This window comes from Flaviaestuariibacter amylovorans (genome assembly GCF_039541815.1).
In the GTDB taxonomy this organism is placed as follows: domain Bacteria; phylum Bacteroidota; class Bacteroidia; order Chitinophagales; family Chitinophagaceae; genus Flavisolibacter; species Flavisolibacter amylovorans.
Map to the genome: position 1 here is coordinate 534,456 of NZ_BAABGY010000001.1, position 24,230 is coordinate 558,685.

21 protein-coding genes are annotated in these 24,230 nt (G+C 58.6%); 13 read left to right on the plus strand and 8 right to left on the minus strand.

Translation table 11 applies throughout. The features are described from left to right. Positions 1–60: 60 nt before the first annotated feature. The 3 genes from ABD937_RS02275 to ABD937_RS02285 form a co-directional block, all read right to left on the minus strand. The gene (locus tag ABD937_RS02275) at positions 61–1,971 is read right to left on the minus strand and encodes an OmpA family protein (RefSeq protein WP_345253041.1); all 1,911 of its coding nucleotides are present in this window, start codon (positions 1,969–1,971) and stop codon (positions 61–63) included. A 294-nt stretch (positions 1,972–2,265) separates the two neighbouring features. Continuing rightward, positions 2,266–2,904, minus strand: a complete 639-nt coding sequence (locus ABD937_RS02280) for a 7-carboxy-7-deazaguanine synthase QueE (RefSeq protein WP_345253042.1) — start codon at positions 2,902–2,904, stop codon at positions 2,266–2,268. A gap of 90 nt (positions 2,905–2,994) precedes the next feature. Beyond that, entirely contained in the window at positions 2,995–3,876 is an 882-nt protein-coding gene (locus tag ABD937_RS02285) for a bifunctional 5,10-methylenetetrahydrofolate dehydrogenase/5,10-methenyltetrahydrofolate cyclohydrolase (RefSeq protein WP_345253043.1), read from the minus strand. Positions 3,877–3,963: 87 nt separating this feature from the next. On the opposite strand from ABD937_RS02285, the gene ABD937_RS02290 reads away from it, so the two are divergent. The 7 genes from ABD937_RS02290 (at position 3,964) to ABD937_RS02320 (ending at position 13,810) form a co-directional block, all read left to right on the plus strand. Further along, complete coding sequence (locus tag ABD937_RS02290) at positions 3,964–4,773, plus strand: hypothetical protein (RefSeq protein WP_345253045.1); 810 nt, start codon at positions 3,964–3,966, stop codon at positions 4,771–4,773. A 6-nt stretch (positions 4,774–4,779) separates the two neighbouring features. After that, a complete protein-coding gene (locus tag ABD937_RS02295) occupies positions 4,780–6,756 on the plus strand; it encodes a ComEA family DNA-binding protein (RefSeq protein WP_345253046.1) in 1,977 nt (658 codons plus the stop codon). Between the two features lie 181 nt (positions 6,757–6,937). Beyond that, on the plus strand, positions 6,938–10,066 hold the full coding sequence (locus tag ABD937_RS02300) for a SusC/RagA family TonB-linked outer membrane protein (protein WP_345253048.1): 3,129 nt from the start codon (positions 6,938–6,940) through the stop codon (positions 10,064–10,066). Between the two features lie 21 nt (positions 10,067–10,087). After that, complete coding sequence (locus ABD937_RS02305) at positions 10,088–11,644, plus strand: SusD/RagB family nutrient-binding outer membrane lipoprotein (RefSeq protein ID WP_345253050.1); 1,557 nt, start codon at positions 10,088–10,090, stop codon at positions 11,642–11,644. A 27-nt stretch (positions 11,645–11,671) separates the two neighbouring features. Continuing rightward, positions 11,672–12,637: a DUF1735 domain-containing protein gene (locus ABD937_RS02310; protein WP_345253052.1), complete on the plus strand. Its 966-nt coding sequence runs from the start codon at positions 11,672–11,674 to the stop codon at positions 12,635–12,637. Positions 12,638–12,775: 138 nt separating this feature from the next. Continuing rightward, the gene (locus tag ABD937_RS02315; RefSeq protein WP_345253054.1) at positions 12,776–13,486 is read left to right on the plus strand and encodes a hypothetical protein; all 711 of its coding nucleotides are present in this window, start codon (positions 12,776–12,778) and stop codon (positions 13,484–13,486) included. A gap of 9 nt (positions 13,487–13,495) precedes the next feature. After that, positions 13,496–13,810, plus strand: coding sequence for a DUF3467 domain-containing protein (locus tag ABD937_RS02320; RefSeq protein ID WP_345253056.1), 315 nt, complete (start codon positions 13,496–13,498; stop codon positions 13,808–13,810). A gap of 269 nt (positions 13,811–14,079) precedes the next feature. On the opposite strand, the gene radC is transcribed toward ABD937_RS02320, so the two are convergent. After that, on the minus strand, positions 14,080–14,772 hold the full coding sequence (gene radC, locus ABD937_RS02325) for a RadC family protein (RefSeq protein ID WP_345253057.1): 693 nt from the start codon (positions 14,770–14,772) through the stop codon (positions 14,080–14,082). A 65-nt stretch (positions 14,773–14,837) separates the two neighbouring features. Between radC and ABD937_RS02330 the strand changes: the two genes are divergently transcribed. The 6 genes from ABD937_RS02330 to ABD937_RS02355 all read left to right on the plus strand — a co-directional run bounded on the left by ABD937_RS02330 (position 14,838) and on the right by ABD937_RS02355 (position 20,522). Further along, positions 14,838–15,026 (plus strand): hypothetical protein, encoded by a 189-nt coding sequence (locus ABD937_RS02330; protein ID WP_345253058.1) that lies wholly within the window; start codon positions 14,838–14,840, stop codon positions 15,024–15,026. 55 nt (positions 15,027–15,081) lie between these two features. Next, positions 15,082–16,035, plus strand: a complete 954-nt coding sequence (locus ABD937_RS02335; RefSeq protein ID WP_345253060.1) for a ribose-phosphate pyrophosphokinase — start codon at positions 15,082–15,084, stop codon at positions 16,033–16,035. 104 nt (positions 16,036–16,139) lie between these two features. Continuing rightward, complete coding sequence (locus tag ABD937_RS02340) at positions 16,140–16,739, plus strand: 50S ribosomal protein L25 (protein WP_345253061.1); 600 nt, start codon at positions 16,140–16,142, stop codon at positions 16,737–16,739. 253 nt (positions 16,740–16,992) lie between these two features. Next, the gene (gene pth, locus ABD937_RS02345) at positions 16,993–17,571 is read left to right on the plus strand and encodes an aminoacyl-tRNA hydrolase (RefSeq protein WP_345253063.1); all 579 of its coding nucleotides are present in this window, start codon (positions 16,993–16,995) and stop codon (positions 17,569–17,571) included. A 129-nt stretch (positions 17,572–17,700) separates the two neighbouring features. Further along, positions 17,701–18,312 carry a fumarylacetoacetate hydrolase family protein gene (locus ABD937_RS02350; protein ID WP_345253064.1) on the plus strand — a complete coding sequence of 204 codons (612 nt, stop codon included), beginning with the start codon at positions 17,701–17,703 and terminating at the stop codon, positions 18,310–18,312. Between the two features lie 149 nt (positions 18,313–18,461). Further along, entirely contained in the window at positions 18,462–20,522 is a 2,061-nt protein-coding gene (locus ABD937_RS02355) for an alpha-ketoacid dehydrogenase subunit alpha/beta (RefSeq protein ID WP_345253065.1), read from the plus strand. A 50-nt stretch (positions 20,523–20,572) separates the two neighbouring features. Here the strand turns inward: ABD937_RS02355 and ABD937_RS02360 are convergent, their stop codons facing one another. From ABD937_RS02360 to ABD937_RS02375, 4 genes are all read right to left on the minus strand, one after another. Further along, entirely contained in the window at positions 20,573–21,325 is a 753-nt protein-coding gene (locus tag ABD937_RS02360) for a hypothetical protein (RefSeq protein WP_345253066.1), read from the minus strand. Positions 21,326–21,378: 53 nt separating this feature from the next. Beyond that, positions 21,379–22,029, minus strand: coding sequence for a response regulator (locus tag ABD937_RS02365; protein ID WP_345253067.1), 651 nt, complete (start codon positions 22,027–22,029; stop codon positions 21,379–21,381). Between the two features lie 23 nt (positions 22,030–22,052). After that, entirely contained in the window at positions 22,053–22,748 is a 696-nt protein-coding gene (locus tag ABD937_RS02370) for a sensor histidine kinase (protein ID WP_345253069.1), read from the minus strand. Between the two features lie 160 nt (positions 22,749–22,908). Further along, positions 22,909–23,586 (minus strand): hypothetical protein, encoded by a 678-nt coding sequence (locus ABD937_RS02375; RefSeq protein WP_345253070.1) that lies wholly within the window; start codon positions 23,584–23,586, stop codon positions 22,909–22,911. Positions 23,587–24,230: the final 644 nt, after the last annotated feature.

A 24,230-nucleotide genomic window follows, 5' to 3' on the forward strand; every position in this document is an offset into this window, starting at 1 on the left:
AAGGTCGAATCAAGAAAAGTATAATCGACCTAAATTCCCCTACCGGGGGACAGGGGGCCGTCACTTCGCCACGATCTTCACTTCCGTTCGTCTGTTTTGGGCACGACCAGCATCGGTCGTATTCGGCGCTACGGGCTGTGCTTCGCCGAAGCCCTTCGCCGTTACGCGCTCGTTCTTGATCGCCTTTCGGTTCAGGTACTGCATCACGGCGCGGGCACGGAACTCGGAAAGCTTCTGGTTGTCGGCAGGCTTGCCCACGTTATCGGTATGCCCCTCGATCTGGATACGCACCGTGGGGTTGTCGCGGAGGAACTGCACGAGGCGGTCGAGCTCCACCTGCGACTCCGGCCGCAGCTCGTACTGCTTCACGTCGAAGAAGATGTTCCGTAATACTACGGAGGCATTCACCTCGATGGGCTGCAGCGGGATGTCCTTGCGGTACGTCGAGTCCGAGGTCTTTTCGCGCAGCAGGAACTGGTCGGAGTAAAAAAGGTAGCCCTTGCGGTTCACGTTGAATACATAGTCTTTGCCCAACGGCAGCGTCACGAGGTATTGTCCGGTTTCGTCGGTCTGGAGGCGCGATTGCTCGAAGCCTGTTTTCAGGTCGATGAGCGCTACGGTGGAGGGCAGGCCGGCTTTCGTCTGGGCATCGTGCACCCGGCCCTGCACCCAAAGCGTGCGGCCGGGCCGCATCGACGGACGCATGTCGAAGCTGTAGATGTCCAGGCTGCCGAGGCCGTCGGGCCGGTCCGACGCGTAATAGGCCGTCACTGCGTCGGAGGCGATGGCGAGCGCGCTCTCCTCGTCGATGGTATTGATCGGGTAGCCCAGGTTCTCGGGTGTGCCCCACTGCCCGTCGGCACTGCGGCGCACCACGAAGAGGTCCTTGTTGCCGTAGCCCGGAAGACCGTCGGAGGCGAAGTACAGCGTGTTGTTGTCGGCGTGTACGAAGGGCGTGAACTCGTCGCCCGGGGTATTGATATTCGGACCGAGGTTCTCGGGCGCGCTCCAGCGTCCGTTGGCCAGCTGGTGCGACACGTAGATATCGGCGCCACCTAACCCACCAAAGCGGCGGCTTACGAAATAAAGGTCCTTTTTATCCGGCGAGAGGCAGGGCTGCGATTCCCATTGGTCGGTGTTGATATTGGGGCCGAGGTTGATGGGCTCGCTCCAGCCTTCCTTTTCGCGGTAGGAGATATACAGGTCGCAGGAGCCTGCGCCGCCGGGGCGGTGGCAGCCGGTGAAGATAAGCCAGTTGCCGTCCTGCGATACGTTCTGAGCGCCTTCGTTCTGCGGCGTGTTGATGGAGCCGGTGAGGTGGTGCGAGGCGCCCCAGGTGCCGCCGGCGCGCTGGCTCAGGAAGAAGTCTTCGTTGCGCCCGCCGATGCGGCGCGTATAGATCATATTGTCGCCGTCGATGGTGATGGAGGGAAAGTATTCCGGGTCGGGGCTGTTGACGCCGGGACCGAGGTTGCGCGGGTTGAACACGTAGTTGTCGGGGTGGGTGCGGGCATGCTCCACGGCGAAGCCGAAGCTTTTCTGCCGGTACTCGGCGGCCTTGCGCGTGGCGTTGGAGATCTTCGGGCGCGTGGCGAGGTCGGTGACGATGGCAAGGGCTTTTTCGAATTGCCCGTTGCCGGCCAGGGCAATGGCGTAGGGTAGCCGTATTTCTACGAGGTAGGAGGAGTCTATGGCAAAGGCCTTTTCATAATTCTCGATGCTGCGCCGGCGGTCCTTCAACTGGCTGTGCACCCCTGCCAGCGACACGTACGCCTCCAGGTAGTTGGGGTCGCGGCGCACGGCTTCGTTCAGCTGGTCGACCGCGTCGCTCCACTTGCTCTCGTCGATCTTGACGAGCGCTTTCTGGTAGGCCTCCACCGCTTTTTTGTTAATGCGGGAAGGGTCGTATTGGGCGGAAGCAAGGAGCGCGGACAGCAACAGGCAAAGTGTGGTGAGGGACCTCAGGTTCATCCGATGAAAATACGGTACGCCCGCTGTACCGGAAAGGCCGCGTTGCTCTTTTAACGTTCCCTTCATGCCACGGGAGCGCTCTTTATCTAGGAAGGTAAAGACGCGCCATGGCGCTTCTCCATGACAGCAAGGAGCAAGGAACAAAGAACAAGGAACAGGGAATAAGGAACACGGAACAAAGAAGGAGTGATAGAAAAGGGAAATAGGCAAGGCCCATTACTCCGGGCAAAACCTGCATCCACTCCCACGCGCGCCAGCCCAAATCTGAAATCTGAAATCTGAGATCTGAGATCCCTACGGCACGTTGATATACTTGTGGGTCTGCAGCGTGAGGGTCCACTGCGGGTGGGCTTTTACATAATCGATGATGAGCGGCGTCACCTGTGCGGCCTTGTCCCACTCGGGCTGCAGGTAGAGGCGGCACCCCGGTTTTACCTGTGCCGCCCACTGCTCGGCCCAGGCAAAGTCCGACTTGTTGAACACCACCACCTTCAGCTCGTCGGCCGCGGCCACCGCTTCGGGGAGGGGCGCCTTGAACTTCTTGGGCGACAGCGTGATCCAGTCCCAGCGGCCGGAAAGCGGCGACGACCCCGACGTCTCGATATGGGTGCGCAGGCCTGCGTCGCGCAGGGCAGCGGTGAGCGGATCGAGGGGGTGCAGCAGCGGCTCGCCGCCGGTGATGACCGCGATCGGTGCGGGCGTCTCTTTCACCAGCGCCACGAGCGAATCGATGGCATAGTGCGGGTGCCGCTCCGCATCCCAGCTGTCTTTCACATCGCACCATACACAGCCCACATCGCAGCCGCCGAGGCGGATGAAATACGCGGGCCGGCCCTGGTGCAGCCCTTCGCCCTGCAGCGTGTAGAAATGCTCCATCACCGGCAGGGTGCCGGAGGGAGCGAGGCGGGCTTCATCGGTGATGGGGATGCTCATGGGAGAACAAGGTTTAGGAGGTGTAGAGGGTTTAGGTGGTTGGTTCCGGTTAATCAGAACCTTCTAAACCTCCTAAACCCTCTAAACCCTTTATTCGAAGTGCTTTCTTGCGCACGCATGATAGGTATTCTTCATCAGCGCGGCGATGGTCATGGGGCCGACGCCGCCGGGAACAGGCGTAATGAACGAGGCTTTTTCGGCCACGGCTCCAAAGTCGACGTCGCCGGAAAGGCGGTAGCCGCTCTTCCGCAATGGGTCGTCCACACGGGTAATGCCTACGTCGATCACCACGGCGCCTTCCTTCACCATATCGGCCGTTACGAAGCCCGGGCGGCCGAGGGCGGCTACGATGATGTCGGCGCTGCGGCAGATCTCCGCCAGGTTCACCGTATGCGAATGCGTGATGGTGACGGTAGCGTTGCCCTGCGCGCCAGCAGCGCTCAGCAGGATGCTCATTGGGCGGCCTACGATATTACTGCGTCCGATCACCACGGCGTGCTTGCCCCGGGTGTCGATCTTGTAATGCTGCAGCAGCAGCATGATGCCGTAGGGCGTGGCCGGGATAAAGGTCGGCTGCCCGAGCACGAGCTTCCCCACCGTATTGGGGTGAAAGCCGTCCACGTCCTTGGCCGGGTCAATGGTGTTGATCACTTCTTCCGATGAGATATGCGCCGGCAGCGGCAGCTGCACCAGGATGCCGTCGACGTCGGGGTCGCCATTGAGTTCACGGATGGTTTCGAGGAGCTTGAAGGCGGATACCGATTCTTCGAACCGGATGAGGGTCGACTTGAATCCCACTTCCTCACAGGCCTTCACTTTTGCGGCTACATAGGTTTCGCTGGCGCCGTTGTTACCCACCAGGATCGCTACCAGGTGCGGAACTTCCTTGCCGTTGGAGGCTAGCTGCGCCACTTCGATCTTCAGGGCATCTTTGATGGCCTGGGCAGCTTCCTTCCCGTTCAGGATTTGCATGCGCCAAAGGTAAATTCCCACCATTTGATGGGAAAAACATTTTCTTTCCCCCAACCGGGCGCAGGAGCTTTGCACAAACCCTTTTCCATGAGACCGTTGCTGCTGCTCCCTTTCCTGCTGGTGCTGCTGCGTGCCGCCGCCCAGCTGCATCCCGCGCAAGGCGCTTCGTTGTACACCCGCCTGTCGGCATCCTCGCCGCGCTTTGCCGACGCGTCCTCCTTTGCCGTCAACCCGGCGGCGCTGGCAGGCCGCACCCAGTTTTCGGCTGCCCTTTACGGTGAGTACCGCTTCGGGCTCGAAGCCCTGTCGGCCTACCAGGCTTCGGCGGCGTTGCCGCTTGCCGGCGGGGGCGCCGGAGCCCTGCTGCAATTCGGAGGCGGCCCCGACTACTCCGAAAGCACGGTCGGACTCGCTTATGCCCGCCAGCTTGGCTCACTGCTCGACGTCGGCGTTCAGTTTCGCTATGCTGCGGTACGGGCCTCCGGGTATGGAGCGGCTGGTGGCCTTACGGCGGACGCCGGTCTGCGGCTGCACCTCGGTGAGCGGCTTCATGCAGGTGCCTGGGTGCACAATCCGGCGCGGGTGCGCCTCGGCAAGCAGGGTACCGAGCGGCTGCCGTCGGCGTTCGGACTCGGGCTCACGTGGGAGCGCACTGGCCAGTGGCTTATGGGCGCCGAGCTGCGGCAGGAGGGGGGCGGGCCGCCGGCCCTCACCGCCGGCCTCCAGTTCCGTGTTGCCGGGGCCCTTCGCGGGCGCGCCGGCATCACTACGGCCGGCCCGGTGGCCTACCTCGGCGCCGGGCTGCGCCTGCGCCACCTCTTGCTCGAGGTCACCGCCACCGGCCACCGCTACCTGGGGCTGACCCCGGGCCTGCTGTTATTGTTTCCCGCCCAATGATCCGCCATGCACTACCTGTACCTGGTCCTGCTTTGTAGCATCCTGCTGCCGGCCGCCGCGCAGGATCTGGACCCCGTTCGCTCGGGGCTCGAGCAATTGGGAGACCCGCCCGAGCGCAGCACCGACGCCGAGCCCCTCGCCCAGGAGCTGGAGTACCTCCGGCGTCACCCCCTTTCGGTGAACACCGCCACCGCCGAGCAGCTGCGCGCGCTGGGCGCCCTGCACGAGCTGCAGGTGCAGAGCCTGCTCCACTACCGCGCCCGCCTGGGCCCGCTGCTGGCGGTGGAGGAGCTACAGGCCGTCCCGCATTGGGACCCGGCCCTCGTGCAACAGCTCCGGCCTTACCTCAGTGCCAGTGCCGCCGGCCCGCCCCCTCATCTGTTCCGGGGCGAGCACCGTCTGCAATTCCTCTTTGCCCGCGAGCTGGAGCGGGCAGCCGGTTACCGCCTCCCGGGAGGCTACGCCGGCAGCCCCGACCGCCTTCAGCTCCGGTACCGCTTCCAGGGGCCGCGCCTTCGCTGGGGGCTGACGGCCGAGAAAGACGCGGGCGAGCCACTTTTCCGCAAGGGAACGGGCATCGATTTCCTGTCGGGGCACCTCTATTATGAGGGTTCCGGCTTGCTCCGCACGCTTGCGCTCGGCGATTACACCGTGAATATGGGCCAGGGCCTGATCCAGTGGCAGGGGCTTGCTTTTGGCGGGGGCGCCGATCTTTCGTACCTGAAGCGACAGGGCCCGCTCTTCCTTCCGCACCGGGCGGCGGGCGAGTTCGCCTTTCACCGGGGCGCGGCGCTGACGCTGCAGCGCGGATCCCTGGAGCTTTCCGCCTTTGCCTCATACCGTCGCCTGGATCCTACGGGCGCCGAAACAGCTGACTCGGGGCGACTGCACTTTACCGGCTTCGGGGAGAGCGGCCTGCACCGGACGCCGGGCGAGCGGGCCAGCCGGGGGCGCCTGGTGCAATGGGCAGGTGGCGGGCGACTGCGGTACCGGAGGGGGCGCTTTGTGCTTGCTGTTCAAGGAATTAGGTATCGATTCTCCGCCCAGATGCAACAAAGAAAAGAATCATATGATCTTTTTTCGCCGCAGGGCAATGAATGGTTCAATGGCAGCGTTGATTACGCCCACAGCCTCGGCAACGTCCACTTTTTCGGTGAATGGGCTACCGGGCAGGGGGGCGGCAGCGCCCTTGTGCAGGGGCTGCTGTGGAGCGGCGACCCTGCCTGGGACCTTGGCCTACTCTATCGCCGCATTGCCCCGCGCTTTGCCAGCCTGGGCGGCAATGCGTTCACCCGTCATTCGGCGCCGCAGAACGAAGAAGGGCTTTACCTGACGCTCCAGGTGCGCCCTTCGGTCCAGTGGCAATGGAGTGTGTTTGCAGACCTCTATCATTCCCCCTGGCTTCGATACCGGGTGGATGCCCCGGCCGGCGGGGCAGATCTCGGTGCGGGCCTCCGCTACCGACCGTCGCGGCGGGTAGAGCTGTCGCTTCGGTATGCGTGGCGGCAACGAATGGTGAACAATGGAGGCGATCAGCCGGTACGCGGCGTGGACCCGGTGCGGCGGCACAGCGCCCGGCTCCTGCTGCGGCAGCAGCTGCCGGGTATGGCCGTGCAGCTGGAGGGGGCGGCTACCTGGGGGGTGCAGGGGGGCGGGTCGGGGATGGCGGTGGAAGGGGAGGGGCGCCTCGGCCGCCGCTGGCGCCTGACGCTGCGGGGACATTTGTTTGCGACCGGGGACTGGGAGGGACGCCTCTATGCCTGGGAGCCGGATGTACAGGCAGGTGCCCCGGCGCTGGCCGTGTACGGGAGGGGCGCCCGCTGGCTGGCACTATTGCGGTACGAGGGAAGAGGCGGCATCGGTGGGTCACTACGCTGGGCACAGACGATCCGGCCCGACGAACCATTCACAGGCAGCGGGATGGAACGGGTGGCCGGAAGCCGGGTGTCGGAGATCCGGGTGGGGGCAATGATCCGCCTTTGATGCAGGTTTTGCCCCGCTTATCACCGCTAAATTTTAACAACAAAGAAAATTTTTGTTAGAAAAAGTATAATTTGGCGCAGCAAATCCGCAAAAACTGTTGTCTGCTTACAATGGTTCTCCGATGCGGAAGACCGCGATAGAATGTATTTAAGGCTTTTTAACAATTAAAAAACACGTCTAAATGAGAAAAATTGCATCGCTGCTAACGGTGTCAATGCTCTTTTGTTCATTGGCATTTGGGCAGCAACGTAACGTCTCCGGACAGGTTCGTGACGCGCAAGGGAACGGTGTTCCCTTCGCCACAGTTACTGAAACTGGCACCAGAAACGCTGTAACGGCCGACGCAAATGGTAACTTCACCATTAAGGTCGCCAACAACGCCCGCCTGAACATCACAGCTGCCGGTTATCAGGCATCCACAGTCGGCGCCGACGCCGCTACCGCCATCAGCCTCACCCGCGGTGGTTCTGAGCAACTGACCGAAGTAGTAGTAACCTCCCTCGGCCAGGCCCGCCAGGCTAAAGAACTTGGCTACTCTACTGCCAAGGTGCGCGCTACGGAACTGACCCAGGCTGCCCCTGTGAACCTTCAGAACGGTCTTACCGGTAAGGTGTCCGGCCTCAACATCAATACCACCAACGCCGGTGTATTCGCCCAAACGCGTATCACCCTGCGTGGTATCCGCTCGCTCACGGGTAACAACCAGCCCATGCTCATCCTCGACGGTGTGCCGCTGAGCCTTGGTTTCCTGAGCTCCATCAACCCCAACGACATCGCCGACGTAACGATCCTCAAGTCGTCGTCCGCCACGGCCGTTTACGGTCCCGACGGTGTGAACGGCGCTATCGTGGTTACCACCAAGCGTGGCCAGAAAGGCCGCCCGCAGGTGTCGGTAAGCCACACTACCCAGCTCGAGAGCATCGCCTACATGCCGAAGTTCCAGAAGCGCTTCGGTTCCGGTTATGCCCCCGACGCCCTCGGTTACGGCACCTTCGAGCCGATCGAGCAGCAGAGCTGGGGTGATCCCTTCGACGGTTCTATCCGCCAGATGGGTCAGACCGGCCCCAACGGTGAGAAGCTGATGCTGCCCTACTCTTATGTAGAGAACGGCCGCAAGAACTTCTTCAACACCGGTGTGACGCACCAGACCGACGTTTCCTTCTCCACCGACGGCTTCTACCTCAGCGGCCAGAACGTGAGCATCGACGGTGTTATGCCCGGCGACCAGAACAACCGCCGTACCTTCACCCTGAAGGCTGACCGCGAGTATGGTCGTTTCCGTGCCGGCTTCAACCTGCGCTACACCAACCAGCAGTACGACGTCACCACCAACAACACCCTCGTTTACTACGGCGTGACCTCTGCCCCCGGTCAGTATGACCTGGGTATGTTCAGCGACTGGAGAAACGACTACTTCTCCAGCCCCGACGGTTTCTACAGCCCCTACCTCGACAACAACGGCAAGACCCCTTACTTCGCTAAGGACAACGCCCGCGAGTACGGCAAGGGCGACGATATCTTCGGTAACGGTGAACTGAACTTCAAGGCTACTAACTGGCTGAACTTCACGTACCGTGTAGGTCTTACCTATGCCAACGCCGACTACAAGCGTACCCGTGAGCCGTTCCAGTACTCGGCCTTCCACAACACGCTCCGCGACCACGGTACCGCCAACATCACCGGCGCTGTAACGAACGGTTCTACGCTCAGCAACCGCTTCACTTCGGAGCTGTTCGCTACGGCCAACAAGACCTTCGGTGCCTTCGGTGTGAACGCCCTCGTGGGTCACTCCTATCGCGAATCCCGCTCCCGCTTCCTCTCGCTGGGTAGCAACAACCTCGGTACCGCTACGGCCTACACCATCGCCCTGCGCAAAGGTGAGCCGAACGTTGACGTGGACAACTCCGTAACCCGCCTGGAGCGCTACTTCGGTCGCGTGTCCTTCGACTTCAACAAGTGGGCCTTCATCGAGGCTACCGGTTCCTACGACTTCGACAGCCGCCTGGTGAAGCCGGGTGTTGCCTTCGAGAAGAGCGACATCGGTTACTTCTACCCCGGCGTGAGCGCCTCAGTGGTACTGAGCGACGCTATCCCCGCGCTCAAGTCGAACAAGATCCTCAACTACGCCAAGATCCGCGGTGCCATCACCAAGACGGGTAACGTGAACCTCAGCGCCTATGGTTTTGAGAACGTGTTCGCTGCCGGTACCTTCTTCCCCTTCAACGATGTTCTGGGCTTCCAGGCTACCACTACCACAGTGGCTGCCCAATACCGCCCCGAGTACGTGAACAACCGTGAAGTAGGTCTGGAACTCGGCTTCCTGAACAACCGCATCAACGTAGAAGCTACCTATTACAACCAGGACAACACCGACCAGGTGATCAACGTACAGCAGTCCAACACCACCGGTGCCACGACCGCTATCCAGAACGCCGGCTCCTTCATCAACAAAGGATTCGAGATCGATCTGCGCCTGACCCCGCTCGTGAAGCTGGGCAACGTGAACGTTGACTTCAAGGTGAACTACTCCAACCAGGACTCCAAAGTCACCAGCCTCATCGGCGACGTGAAGGAACTCGGTATCGGCAACTTCAACTATGCAGTTGTAGGCCAGCCCGCTTACGTGTTCCAGGTGTCTGACTACCAGCGTGACGACCAGGGTCGTGTGATCGTGGATGCCCAGACGGGTATGCCGACTATCGCCGGCGACCTCGCTCGCGTTGGCCGCACCATGCCGAAGCACATCCTCGGTCTCAACCTGAACGTGACCTGGAAAGGCCTCAGCTTCAGCGCGGTTGCCGACTACCGTGCCGGTAACAAGATCGTTGCCGACCAGCTCGGTGGCTTCCTGGACGACAACGGTATCTCTGAGCGCAGCGCCCAGGCCGACCGTCGTGCCTTTATCTTCCCCAACTCCGTAGTAATGGACGGTAGCGGTAAGTACGTGACGAACACGAACGTGTACACGCAGACTTACGGCCGCCTGTTCTGGAACAGCGACCTGAACACCGGTGTCGAAACCAACTACGTTGCCAGCGGTGCCTTCTGGAAAATCCGTGAAGTAGCGCTCAACTACACGATCCCCACTCGTATCTTCGGTGCCCGCCTGGGTAACGTGATCAAGGGTGCTACGATCGGTGTGAACGCGCGTAACCTCCTGATGTTCCTGCCGAAGTCGAACGTATGGACCGATCCCGAGTTCTCCGCTAACGGCAACAACGCCTACACGGGCAACGCCGTTGGTCGCAGCACGGCCTTCAACATGCCTCCGACCCGCATCTACGGTGCTAACCTGACACTCCGTTTCTAACCACCAAAAAACAGGATTAAGATGAAATTGAAAAGAATCATATACGCAACCTCCCTTGCGGCACTCATGCTCGGCATGGGCAGCTGTAAGAAGGACAAGTTCGATATCAACGCCAACCCCGATGACGTAACGGACGTTTCCGTAACGCCCCAGGTACTGCTGCCGGCCGCACAGGTAGTTACCTCCGACATCGTGGCTACGAACTTCACGACCCTTCAAATGTGGATGGGCTTCTGGGCACGTTCCGGCTCCTACCAGTCGCTGACGGAGATCGAGACCTACAAGTTCGGACGCGATTTCGAAAGCCAGATCTGGACCAACCTGTACGCGAATGCGAACAACTACCAGATCATGATCAACAAGTCGAAGGCTGACGGTGCTGCATTCTATGAAGGCGTTGGCCGGATCATGAAGGCGCACAACTTCGGCATCCTCGTCGACATCTACAACAACGTTCCGTATTTCGAGGCGTTCCGCGGTACCGCTGAGCCTACCCCGGCATACGACAAAGGTGTAGACATCTACAACGACCTCTTCAAGCAACTCGACACGGCAATCACCCTGCTGAAGTCGCCCGCTGCTGCTGACGCGTCGCTGAACCCCGAGAAGAGCACGTCTGACCTCGTGTACGCCGGCGACCCCACTGCTTGGGTACGCTTCGCCAACACGCTGCGTCTGCGCCTCCTCATCCACCTGCACAATGGCATCAACAGCACCCAGGTTGCCCCGGGTGTGGATGTTGCCGCCCAGGTGGCCAAGTTCACCACGGAAGGGTTCATCGGTGCCGGCCAGTCGGCCCACCTGAACCCGGGCTTCTCCGGTGCTAAGCCGCAGCCCTTCTACCGTCGCTACAATACCAACGAAGCGGGTACCGGCAGCCAGCGCGACCACGTGCGTGCCAACGACTACGCCATCCGCTACTATACCTACAACGCTGACCCCCGCCTCGCCCGCTTCTATGTAGCTGGTGCTTCGGGACAGAAGGGTATCAAGTTCGGCCAGGCCTCCGGCGACCAGACCCTGATCGGCTCCAACCTGTCTACGGTCCGTGCTCCGGGTTATTCCCCCAACGGCGCTTCTTCCCGCGCCTGGATCCTGACGAGCGTGGAAAGCCTCTTCCTCCAGGCAGAAGCTATCCAGCGTGGCATCGCGATCCCGGGTGCAGGCACCCCTGCTGACGCCCTGCGTGCTGCTGTGCGCGAGTCGTTTGTATGGCTGGGCCTCACGAGCGCTCAGGCTGATACCTACATCTCCACGAACGCCGGTTACGAAGACGTAGACATCACTGCTCCCGGTGGTGGCCTCTTCACCATCCTGTCGCAGAAGTGGTTTGCCCTCAACGGCATCGCTCCCTACGAGCTGTACACCGACTACCGCAGAACGGACTATGTGCTCGGCGACACTCCGAACATCGGCTTCACCGCCGGCCCGCCGCTGTCGATCGATCCCAACCGCGCTTCCCGCATTCCCCGTCGCCTGTTCTACCCGCAGAACGAGTACAACTACAACACGGAGAACGTAACCGCACAAGGCGACATCAACGTAACTACGGGCCGCATTTTCTGGGACTTGAACTAATCCTTAAACTAAATCAATTAACGTAAGATGAAAAAGACCGTATTATATTCGGCAGTGGCGATCGCCTCGCTCGTCGCTGTAACCGGGTGCTTGAAGGACAAGGACTTTGAGGACCAGAAGTATGGTATCCAAGTTAACGACACGAAGCCCGCTGTAGCATTCGCTCAGGAAGCATCGGGTGTGAATGTGGGTATCACGTCGGCCGCCACCCCGGTGGTGATCGCCGGCCCTGCCCTCACGATCGAAGGCCAGCGCACGGCTACTGTAGACGTGCCGGTTACCATCGTGGCCGATGAGTCCGTCGTTACCGCTGCCCGCGCCGCTGGCCGTGCAGAAGGTTCCGGCGACTCCGCCCTCGCAATCCTGCCCGCCGGCACCTACACGCTCAGCAACATGAGCCCGGTGATCCGTAAGGACAGCGGCTTCGTGAACAACCTGACGATCTCCATCACCAATACCCAGGCGCTGAACCCGGATTCTACCTACGCCATCGGTTACCGCATCACCAATGTGGGTGGCGGCTACCAGGTTGCCGAGAACTCCCGTACGGTGCTGGTGCGTATCAACATCAAGAACAAGTATGACGGTGTGTATCAGCTGACCGGTTACCACAACCGTACGCCCTACACCTTCCGTTACAACACGGAGATGCACATGATCACCCAGGGTCCGGCTTCCGTATACTTCTACTGGCCCGAGGTGAATTCGAAAGGCCACCCCATCGGCGTGGGTCCCAACAACTCCCTCAGCTGGTATGGCGCTGCGATCTCCCCGATCGTTACGTTCAACACCACTACCGATTTGGTAACGGACGTTCGTAACCTCGATGCCTCCGTGCCCATCACGATGTTCACGGGTGCTGGTGCCGGTGTGAGCCGCTTCCGCGACAACCCGGGTACGACCAACGACACGATGTTCGTGTACTGGAACTACAACAACAACCCCCTGCGTGCCTTCTTCGACACGCTGGTGTACAAATCCCCCCGTCCCTAAGGGATCACGGATTTTCTAAAGAAAGGGCTGCTTCATGCAGCCCTTTCTCTTTTTTGTACGGTCTGGTGTACAGTCCGTACAATTACGGGCCCGGTATCCCCCGGATTTCTTAACTTCATTACCTAACGAACACCTATTATGAGAAAAAGCATCCTCGCCCTTTTTACCGTGCTGGCAGCAGCGCCGGCCTACGCCCAGCAAATGTCGTATTCCGACGCCGCTCAGGCCTATAACCGGATCCTGCTGGAAAAAGGGGACGGCACTTACCAGCGCATCAGTGCCTATAAAGTGGTCGGCACCCAATATCTCTTCGGCGAACGCCATACCGGCGACCTGTACAGCCCCGGGGAGATGGCCCTCAACATCCGTGTCAGCTACAATACCTATAACCAGCAAGTCGAGTTCTATACAAAGGAAAATCCCACGAAGCCCCTGGTCAAGGACGCTAAGGACGTGGATTCGTTCCGGCTTCGTCCCGACCCGGCGATCGGCCTTCCCGATCAGCAACTGGTATTCGTAAGCGGCAAGGCCCTCGGAACCTCGGGCAACACGCTTTATCAGCGCGTATCCGCCGGTCCCAAGTACAGTCTCTTCAAGAAGTATAAGTCCACCCTCGGGATCGTGACCACCAGCTATGTGGATGCTGACCTCCGCCAGTTCAACCTGGAGTTTGAATTCTATTACTTTGACCACGCCAAGAACCAGTTCAAGAAGCTGAAGCCCAACCAGTCGTCGGTGGAGAAGGAGTTTCCTCAGCTCACGAGCCCCGGTCAACTGTTCATCGACTACCCGATAGCAGCCAACCCCGAGCTGACACTGAAGCAGGTTTTTCTGGCCCTGAATAAGTAGCTTTGCCGGATGAATGATTCTGCCAAGCAGCCGTTGGGGCTGAACATAGAAATCACTGAGGAAATCGCCGAAGGGAGCTACGCCAACCTCGCGATCGTAACGCACTCCGACGCCGAGTTCGTGATTGATTTCGTAAACGTGATGCCGGGTACGCCCAAAAGCAAGGTGAAGGCCCGCATCATCTTCACCCCACAGCATGCGAAGCGGTTCATGAAAGCACTTGCCGAGAACGTGCACCGCTATGAGTCGGCCAACGGCGAGATCAAGGACCTCGAAGAGATGCAGGTGCCGATGATGTTCGGAGGCCCTGCCGGACAAGCATAAAAACGCATAAAAAAGGAAGCCCCCGCTTAAAGTGGGGGCTTCCTTTTTTATGCGGATCTCAGATCTGGGATCGTGGATCTGAGATCTGTTACAGGAGCCGGAGTTCCTCTAACAAGGGACCTAGCGAGTGCGTCACGTAATCCAGCAAAGCCGCGTTCCACCTTCTGATCGGGGCCATCCTGAATTGTAAGCCAAAGTGAATGACAACAGCATAAAAAGTCGTCGCTCTTTCAGCAGATCCAAGATCACAGATCCCGGATCTGAGATCCTCACAAGAGGCCTTCGTCGGCAAAGGAGAAGTAACCTTCATTGCTGACGATGAGGTGGTCGAGTACGCGGATATCGAAGAAGCGCGCGGCCTCCCGGATCTTGGTGGTCAGCTCCTCGTCCGCCCGGCTCGGGCGCAGGTTGCCGGAAGGATGATTGTGGCAGAGGATCAGGCTCACGGCGTCTTCCTCGAGGGCCCGCCTGAGGATGATCCGCGGATCGGCGACAGTGCCGGTAATGCCCCCGACGCTGACGATCTCGTAATGGTTGACCTTGTTGGCGCGGTTCAGGTAAAGTACGCAAAACACCTCGTGCCGGTGGTCGCGGAGCAGTCCTTGCAAGTAGCCGGCCACCTCCTGGCTGCTGCTGACGGAGGCCTTGCCGCTGAATCCGGCAGCTTGCCGCCGCCGGCCGAGCTCGAGCGCCGCGACAAGCGTTACGGCCTTTGCGGCACCGATACCGGGCACCTTTTGCAGGTCGGCAACCGAGAGGCGGCCAAGCGCTCCCAGGTCGTTGCGTACGCCCTGCAGCACCTCGCGGGCGAGGTCAAGCGCGCTGCGCGACCTCGTGCCGTTGCCGATCAGGATGGCCAGCAATTCCGAGTCGGAAAGGGCCTCAGCGCCCTTCAGGAGTAGTTTTTCGCGCGGCCGGTCGTCTTTTGCCCATTCCTTAATCGAGTATTTCTGCGCTTGCATGAGTTTAATTTAACAATTATTTTTACACCAGTTCAAAATCCTCAATACCTTTTAAAACCACCCCTATGAACCCCAGATCCAAAGCCTCTATGGGCGCACTCCACCCTGTGCTCTTCTTCGTGCTCGTGTACGGCATCACCCTTTTCATGGCGCTTTTCGTTTGCCGCTCCGTTTATTATGGCATCAATGGTCCGGAGCCCGGGCCCACCGCGGGAGCGGGCGATCCCGGCCTCACAGCTGTTGCCTACCGGTGAATTTAGCAGGCGAAAATGTGCGGCATCTGACTATCTTCGCCGCACATTTTTTCCCATGCTGCAACCTTCTGCCAAGATCTTCTCGGGCATCGGCTCGCAGAAGCTGACCCAGCAAATTTGCGAGCGCTATGGCTGTAAAGTAGGTGAGATCACCATCCAGCGCTTTTCCGATGGCGAGATCCTGCCGGTTTTCAATGAAAGCATCCGTGGCGACGTCGTTTTCCTCGTGCAAAGCACCTATGCCCCCTCCGATAACCTGATGGAGCTCCTGCTCATGATCGACGCAGCCCGTAGGGCTTCGGCATCCAAGATCGTGGCGGTGCTGCCCTATTACGGTTATGCCCGGCAGGACCGGAAAGACAAGCCCCGCGTGGCCATCGGTTCCAAGCTGGTTGCCAATATGCTCGTGGCGGCCGGCGCCGACCGGGTCATCACCATGGATCTCCACGCCCCCCAGATCCAGGCTTTTTTCGATATCCCGATGGATCACCTGGACTCATCTGCGGTTTTTATACCATATATAACGCAACTCCGGCTCGAAAACCTTACCTTTGCGGCCCCCGACGTAGGTGCCACCAACCGGATCCGTGAAATAGCCACTTATTTCAACGCCCATATGGTGATCTGCGACAAGCACCGTAAACGCGCGAATGAGATCGCGTCGATGCAGGTGATCGGGGATGTAACGGACCGCGATGTGATCATCATCGATGACATCTGCGATACGGCCGGCACGCTGGCCAAGTCCGCCGCTCTTTTAAAGGAAAAAGGCGCCCGCAGCGTTCGTGCGCTCGTCACCCACCCGGTGCTGAGCGGCAAGGCCTACGAGAATATCGAGAACTCTGTTCTCGAGGAGCTTGTGGTCTGCGACACGATCCCCCTGCGCGGCGAGTCTTCCAAGATCAAGGTGCTGTCGGTGGCCGAGCTTTTTGCCGTCGCCATCCGCAACGCCCACGAGAACAAGAGCATCAACAACCTGTTCATTCATTCGCAGAGAAGGAATAAGTAGGACCGTTTGATGTTGGGTGTTTGAAGTCTGAAGTTGGTCCGAACAGCCTCAGACAGCAAGCGTCGAACCTCAAATTTTAGCATGTCATTTTTAAAACCTCAATAATGAAAGCAATTACAATCGAAGGACAACTGAGGACCGCATTTGGCAAGTCAGCCACCCGCCAACTGCGCTCTCAGGAACTCGTGCCCGGTGTAATTTACGGGGGTGCAAAAGAGATCAACTTCACGACCTCTGCCCGAGCGCTGCGCCCGATCGTATATACCCCGAGCTTCCAGCTCGTTGATGTGACCATCGACGGCAAAACGACCCGCTGCATCCTGAAGGATCTCCAGTTCGACAAGATCTCCGACGAGCTGATCCACGTAGACCTGCTGGAGCTGGTAGAAGACAAGAAAGTGGTCGCTACCATTCCGATCAAGTTTACCGGTACTGCTCTGGGCGTGCGCGCCGGCGGCCGTCTGGAGACCAAGATGAAGGCCCTCAAAGTGAAGACCCTGCCGAAGTACCTGAAAGAGCAGATCGAAGTACCCGTAGATGCCCTCGAGATCGGTGCCAACCTCCGCGTTCAGGACATCGTGACCGAGAACTACGAAGTGCTCAACTCCCCGCGTATCCCCATCGTGTCGATCGTTACGACGCGTGCCCTGCGCCAGGAAGAAGCAGCTGCCGCCAAGGCCGCTCCTGCCAAAGGCAAGAAGTAATAGCGCCTCTAAAAAGAAAGCCCCGACGATTCCGTCGGGGCTTTCTTTTTAGAGGATCTCAGATCTCAAATCTCAGATCTGTGATCTGTTCTGGGCCCTAACTTTCTTTCCGGATCAACCACGCTCGTGTTCGAAGATTTCAGGTTTGCAACCAGCTTTTTAGACAGTGGAATCAATGAAGTACCGTTTGTGCGGTAAACAAATCTGAGATCCGCGATCCGAGATCTGGGATCAGCGACTAGATTTGCCTTGCATGAACAAGTTCCTCATCGTGGGTCTCGGCAACATCGGCGACGAGTATGCCCATACCCGCCACAATATCGGCTTCGACGTGGCCAATGCCTTCGTGCGCAAGCACGGCGGCTCTTTTTCCTCGGAACGCCTCGCTTATAAGGCCGAAGTGCGCTGGAAAGGCCGCCTCTTCGTGTGTATCTGTCCCACCACCTATATGAACCGCAGCGGCGCGTCGGTGAAGTACTGGATGGACAAGGAGCGGTTCTCCGCCGAGCAGATGCTGGTGATCGTGGACGACCTTGCCCTGCCGCTCTCCAAGCTGCGCCTGCGGCCCGGCGGGTCCGCAGCCGGCCACAACGGGCTCAAGGACATCGAGGCCGTGCTCGGCACGCAGGAATACCCGCGCCTCCGCTTCGGCATTGGTAACAACTACCCCAAGGGCCGGCAGGCCGACTTCGTACTCGGCAAATGGCTCCCGGCCGAAGAGCCGCTCGTGCTGAAGAAGATCGACCGGTGCATCGAGATCATCGAGAACATTTCCACCATCGGGCTCACCGCCACTATGAACACGGTAAATAATCTCGATCTCTCCGTTTGAACTAAGCGCGGATTGCCTATTTTTATTTCGACAACGGTACTGCCCGTAGCATCCTTATCCTTCCGAAAACCTAGCTTATGCAGGATCAACGCTCCCGGCGTATCCCGTATATGACCAAAAACCACCTGTATGAAGATTTTTTGCGTAGGCCGGAATTATGCCGAGCATGCCAAGGAGCTGGGCAACGCCGTTCCCGAGGAACCGGTGATCTTTATGAAGCCCAAGAATGCGCTCCTTCAGGCCCATATGCCATTTTACTACCCGGAGTTCACCAATGAGCTCCACTACGAGTGCGAGCTCGTGCTCCGCGTATGCAAGAACGGGAAGTACGTGCAGGCGCCCCAGGCGGGCAAATATTACGACGCCCTCACCCTCGGGATCGACTTCACCGCCCGCGACCTGCAGAACGACCTGAAGAAGAAAGGCCTGCCCTGGGAGAAGGCCAAGGCCTGGGACAATTCGGCCGTGGCCGGCAAGTGGGTGCCGTTTGCAGACATCAAGGACCGCAAGAACATCGACTTCTCGTTCCGGAAGAACGGCCACGTGGTGCAGCAGGGCAACTCCCGCGACATGATCCATTCCTTCGACGCCATCGTAAGTCATATCTCGCAGTACTTCTCCATCAACATCGGCGACCTCATTTACACCGGTACCCCGGCGGGAGTCGGCGAAGTGGTCGTTGGCGACGAGCTCGAGGCCTTCCTCGGCGAACAAAGCCTGCTGAAGCTGGAGGTCAAGTAGACCAGCAGAACAAGGAATTTTCGAATAGCGAAGTGACGGAGGAACCAAGGTTCCTCCGTTTTTTGTCGCTCCGGTTCGATGTTCCTTGTTCCTTGTTCCTTGTTCAATTGTTCCGTCCCGTAGGGCGTCGGCTTTATCTTTGCGCCCGTATGGATCACGATCTCTTGCTATCCGCCTACCGCCAGATGTTCCGCGTGCTGAAAATGGCCGAGACTTACGAAGCCAACCGACCCATCACCAAGTACGTACACTCCACGTCCCGCGGCCACGAGGCCATACAGCTCGCCACGGCCATGCAGCTGCTGCCCTGCGACTGGGTAAGTCCTTACTATCGCGACGAAAGCCTGCTGCTCGGAATGGGCTGGACGCCCTACGAGCTCATGCTGCAGCTCCTTACGAAAGGCGACGATCCGTTCACCGGTGGCCGCTCCTACTATGCGCATCCCAACAGCCGCGCCGCAGGCAAGCCGAAGATCATTCACCAGAGCTCCGCCACCGGCATGCAGGCGATCCCCACCACCGGCGTGGCCCAGGGCATCCATTACCTTGAGGCAATTAACCATGACGGACTGGAGCGCGGCCCCGAAGGCGAGCTGCCCGTGGTGATCTGCTCCCTCGGCGATGCGTCAGTTACGGAAGGGGAGGTGAGCGAGGCACTGCAGTTTGCGGTGCTGAAGGGTCTGCCCATCATCTACCTCGTGCAGGACAACGAATGGGGCATCTCCGTAACGGCCGAGGAAGGCCGGGCCATGGATGCCTACGAATATGCCGCCGGCTTCAAAGGACTTAACCGCGTGCGCATCGATGGCACTGACTTCGAGGCCTCGTATGAAACAATGCGTAAGGTAATCAGCCACGTGCGCGCGCAGCGCAAGCCCTGGCTCGTGCACGCAAAGACCTGCCTGCTCAACCACCATACCTCCGGGGTGCGCAAGGAATTTTACCGCAGCGAGGACGACCTCGCCAAGCATGCCTGCACCGACCCACTGGTACTCCTGCGCCAGAAGCTGGCCGGCACCGTGGACCCGGCGCAACTGACGCGTATCGAACAGGAAGTGACGACAGAGGTAGCCAGTGCCTTTGAGCGGGCGGTTGCGGCCCCCGAGCCGTCGGCCGCCACGGTGCAGGATCATGTGTTTGCGCCGACGCCTATCACCGAAGAGAAAGGGGAGCGGACACCGGCCGGGAAAGACAAGGTCATCCTGGTGGACGCTGCCCTCTTCGCGATCCGCGAGCTCATGGCACAGCACCCCGAGTGCCTGATCTACGGCCAGGATGTGGGCAAGCGCCTCGGCGGCGTGTTCCGCGAGGCGGCTACCCTCGGCGAGCAGTTCGGTGATCACCGCGTGTTCAACACGGCCATCCAGGAAGCCTACATCATCGGCTCCACCGTGGGCATGAGCGCCGTAGGCCTGAAGCCGATCGTGGAAGTACAATTCGCTGATTATATCTACCCCGGCTTCAACCAGCTCGTGACGGAGATCTCGAAAAGCTGCTACCTCTCCTGCGGCAAGTTTCCTGTCGCGAGCATCATCCGGGTACCCATCGGCGCCTACGGCGGCGGCGGACCCTACCACAGCGGCTCTGTGGAGTCGACGCTGCTCACCATCAAGGGCATTAAGATCGCATATCCCTCCAACGCTGCCGATATGAAAGGCCTGATGAAGGCGGCCTATTACGATCCCAATCCTGTGGTGATGCTCGAGCACAAGGGCTTGTACTGGAGCAAGGTGCCCGGTACCGAGGAGGCAAAGACGATCGAGCCCGCGGCCGATTACGTGCTGCCGTTCGGCAAGGGTGCCGTGGTACTGGCGGCGAGCGATGAGGCGGTGGCCAACGGGGAAAGTGCCTGCGTCATCACCTATGGCATGGGCGTATACTGGGCAAAGGCTGCTTCGAAAAGCCTGGCGGGACGTGTCGAGATCATCGACCTGCGCACGCTCTTCCCACTCGATGAGGAGTTGATTTATCGAACCGTGAAGAAGCATGGAAAGTGCCTCGTGCTTACCGAGGAGCAGCAGAATAATTCATTTGCCGAAGCGCTGGCCGGGCGTATCTCGAAGGCCTGCTTCCGCTCCCTCGACGCACCCGTAGAAGTACTGGGCGCGCTCAACCTGCCGGCCGTGCCGCTCAATATGGGCCTCGAGGCGGCGATGCTCCCGAACGCGCAAAAAGTGACCGAGCGTCTCGAAGCGCTGTTAGGGTATTAACGAGCAAAGTCAATCATAAAAAAAGAGACGCACCCGGTGCGTCTCTTTTTTTATGAACCGGCCGCCGGCCACAGCCGGTGCGTGCCGCTGTCGGAGCGCACCGGCAGGGTGTCGGGAAGGGGCGGCGGGGCTATGGGTTCCCGGATGTCGACGGGCGGCTGCGGGCCTTTTTCTGCCGGTGGGTATACGACCCTTCTTTTCCGGCGCCCGCTGCGCGGATCGATCCGGTACTCCACGTACCGGGGTACGCCTTGAGCAAAGCGCACCGGGCCGGTGAGATACCAGTACCACTGCCCGCTGGCGGCATCGCGGCAATCATACACCACCTGGTAAGCTCCGAGCTTATGCTTACTGCGGAAGCTGAAGACTTCCTTGGTCCCGAAGCGCAGGCGGCCCCTGAGGAGGTCGCGCCAGGCGCGCAGCGCCGCCTGTGGTGCCGGCTGGCCGGCGCGCGGCGGCAGGAGGCGGCCAAGGCTGTCGGTGCGGATCGTCAAGGTCCCGATGGGTACCGTATCCCTTCCTTCAACGCTGGTCACGATGTAGGAGAGCTGGTAGGCCACTACGGTCATCCCCGGGTCGCCGGCAGCGTCGAGGGGCTGATAACTGTACTCCGCCAGCTGGCGATAGCTCGCGTCCCGGTAGAGGCGGAAATGGCGGCGGAAGGTTTTGGTGCCCAGTTGTGCCTCCAGCATGCGGGCCGTATGCCGAAGAACGCGCTCCGTGGCGGCACGGTGCGCCGGCTGGGCCGCGGCTGCAGCAGGCAGGCACAGAAGCAGGAACAGGAGTGGTCGTAGAACGGGCATCAGGGACTGGGATGCGCGGCCGGGGCGCTTTTCACACCGCGTGGGTAGCCTCTTTAATCCACCAGGTTGTTCTTCACGGCGAAGAACACGAGTCCGGCGGTGTTCTTGGAGCCGAAACGCTCCATGAGTCGGTCTTTGATGGCTTCTACGGTGCGGTTGGAGATGTCCATCTTCTGCGCGATCTCCGTGGCGGTAAATTCCATGCAGATGTATTTGAGGACGTCCTTCTCGCGGTCGTTGAGCACGATCTCGGTGGCGAGGGAGGGCGCGCCCTTCTGCCGGGAGTGCGACTTCTTGAGCAGGATGCGGTTGACGAAGTTGTTGAGGTAATAGCCCTTCTCCATCACGTCGATGATGGCCTTGCGGATCTCCTGGGGCTCGGCGTTCTTGAGCAGGTAGCCCTGGGCGCCGTTCTCCATCATGTGCGACACGAAGCGCTCGTCCTCGTACATCGACAGCACGATGATGCGGATGCCGGGGTAGGCCTTGGAAAGCTCCTTGGTGGTCTCGATGCCGTCTTTGATGGGCATGCGCAGGTCCATGAGCACGACGTCGGGCTGGGAGAGGGGTACGCCGGCGAGGAGCTCGGCGCCGTTCTCGGCTTCCTGCACGAATTTGATGTTGGTATAGGGGCGGAGCGAGAGCACGACGCCTTTGCGGAAGATCTTATGGTCGTCGGCGATAGCTACTTTGATGGTCGACATAATCGGGTGGCCTCGGCGCTAAATTAGTATTTTTTCACATCTGTGTCGGGTGCTTCGTCGCGGGGCACCTCGAGGGTCACCTTGTAGTAGGTCTGGGAGGCGTCTTTTTCGAAGAGGATGCGGCCGTGGGCGACACGGAGGCGGCTCGAGATGTTCTTGAGGCCGAGGCCTGTTTTGCTCTTGTTGAGCCGCTCGAAGTCGGACTGCACGATGCCGCGCCCGTCGTGGTGTACGCGGAGCACGAAATGGTCGTGCTGCAGGTGCTGGGTGATGTGGATAAAGGAGGGTTTCGAATGCTTGAGTATGTTGTTTACGAGCTCCTGGAGGATGCGGAAAATGAGGAGCTCGGTTTCGGGCCGGAGGCGGTCGCGGTACTCATGGAAGCGCGAGGAGATGTTGATAGCGCCGGAGCCGCCGATCTTCTGGGCGAGGTCGTTGATGGCGCTTTCGAGGCCGAAATTGCGCAGGGTAGGGGGCATCAGCTGGTGCGAGATGTTGCGGATCAGCTGGATGGTATCGTCGAGGATCTGGCGGGCCTGGTAGATGCTCTGGAGCTGGGTGGCCTTGTCCTGGTTCACGAGGTTCTCATTGAGGTAGAGGCGGGCGGTGGCCAGCAGCGGGCCGGCGTCGTCGTGGAGGTCGGCCGCGATGCGGGAGCGTTCCTCTTCCTGGAGGCGTACGGAGGCGTTGAGGAGGAGTTTTTGTTGCTCTTGCTCCATGAGTTGGAGTTGAGATTGGTAGCGGATAACCTTTCGCTGATGGAAAACAACGAAAATGATTAGGCCAGCTACCAATAGCAGCATCCCGAGCGTACCCAAGAGCAGTGCTGTTGATTCAGCTGATGGAGTATCAATTTGTAATAGGAACATTGGATAATTTCTAGAAGCTCAACTGATTTAGGCGTCCCACTTTTCCATTTCGCCGATTGTCAACAGCAACTAACATAGCCACGAGGAAAAAGCTACACTTAATCGTTGTGAAGATGTTCGTGAACATCCAAAAAATGTTGATTATGGATTTATCGACTTGGTTGGCGAAAATATAGCAGAAGAAAGAACCAGCGAGATAAAGCATAATCGCGCATGCGATCCAAAAGTGATAGCGATTGTAAATGAAACCGTCTGTCACCTTATCCATTTGCTCGAAAAGATACCAGAACGCCATTAATAATATTAGAATCGTTTCTACTCCAATAGGGATAGAATCTAATACACGGTACTTTCCAAAAATGCGGTAGAGACACCAAAATAGATAGAACCCGAAGCTAATGAGGTAAATACCTTTTTTAGCTTTGGTATTGGCAATAAACAAGAAAAAAAGAAATGCAAAAAGGCCGTATTCTAGTGCTGTAAATATTGAGTAAAGGTTTCGAATCTGGGATACAGGCACCCACAGCGATGTATAATTAGTGACAAATTCACAAGCACAGTAGGCCGCTACGATCTTTAGAGGGAGCGAGTTACGAAGAGATTTATACTTCCAGAAAAAGAAAAGAATCGGAAGAAGCGAGATATAGATCGCAACATAAATAAAAAGGCTTTCTATAGCTTCGGTCATTGACCAAATATAGAAAACCTTTTAAATTTCGTAGAAGAGGAAGAAAGTTAGTTATTCTCCCACCATACAAGATCACCGATCGGGGGGATAGCGCGCGAGATTTTAGTTTTCATACCAGTAAGTTTTCGTTTTTAGGTAACGTAAAAATGTACTCGCAGAAACACTATCCGAATAGGTGTATCCTCTTAATGTAGGCCAGATTCGCGTAAAGAAGTAGTTTGGAAAAGGGTTTCGTGGGATTTCACTCGTAAGGATACTTGGTCAGAAAGCGTAATAATCCGCATGTCGAATAGTAAAATTACTATCTACTTTATTAGTAAAACTCCGTTCATGCAGGTGATTTCGATTGAGGCGCGATCCAAAAATATTAATAGCTCCGAAAACGGAAACTAGGTAAGCTGATTCTGTCAAATTGGCATTTTCGGAAGGGGGCACCTAGTATTTAGTTGCTAGTTGGCATTTGGGCGTTTGTGAGGTCGAAAGCAATTAGTTTGTTTGGACCTTCGTCTATACTTGTGATATTATATTTCATTGTTAGAACAACAACGATCATTATAATATAATGATAGCAATAAAGAAGGAACGACACTTTTGGATAATCCGTTAGGAGGAAAGCGGTGCATGGGTAGATAAGCAAGCTTGTG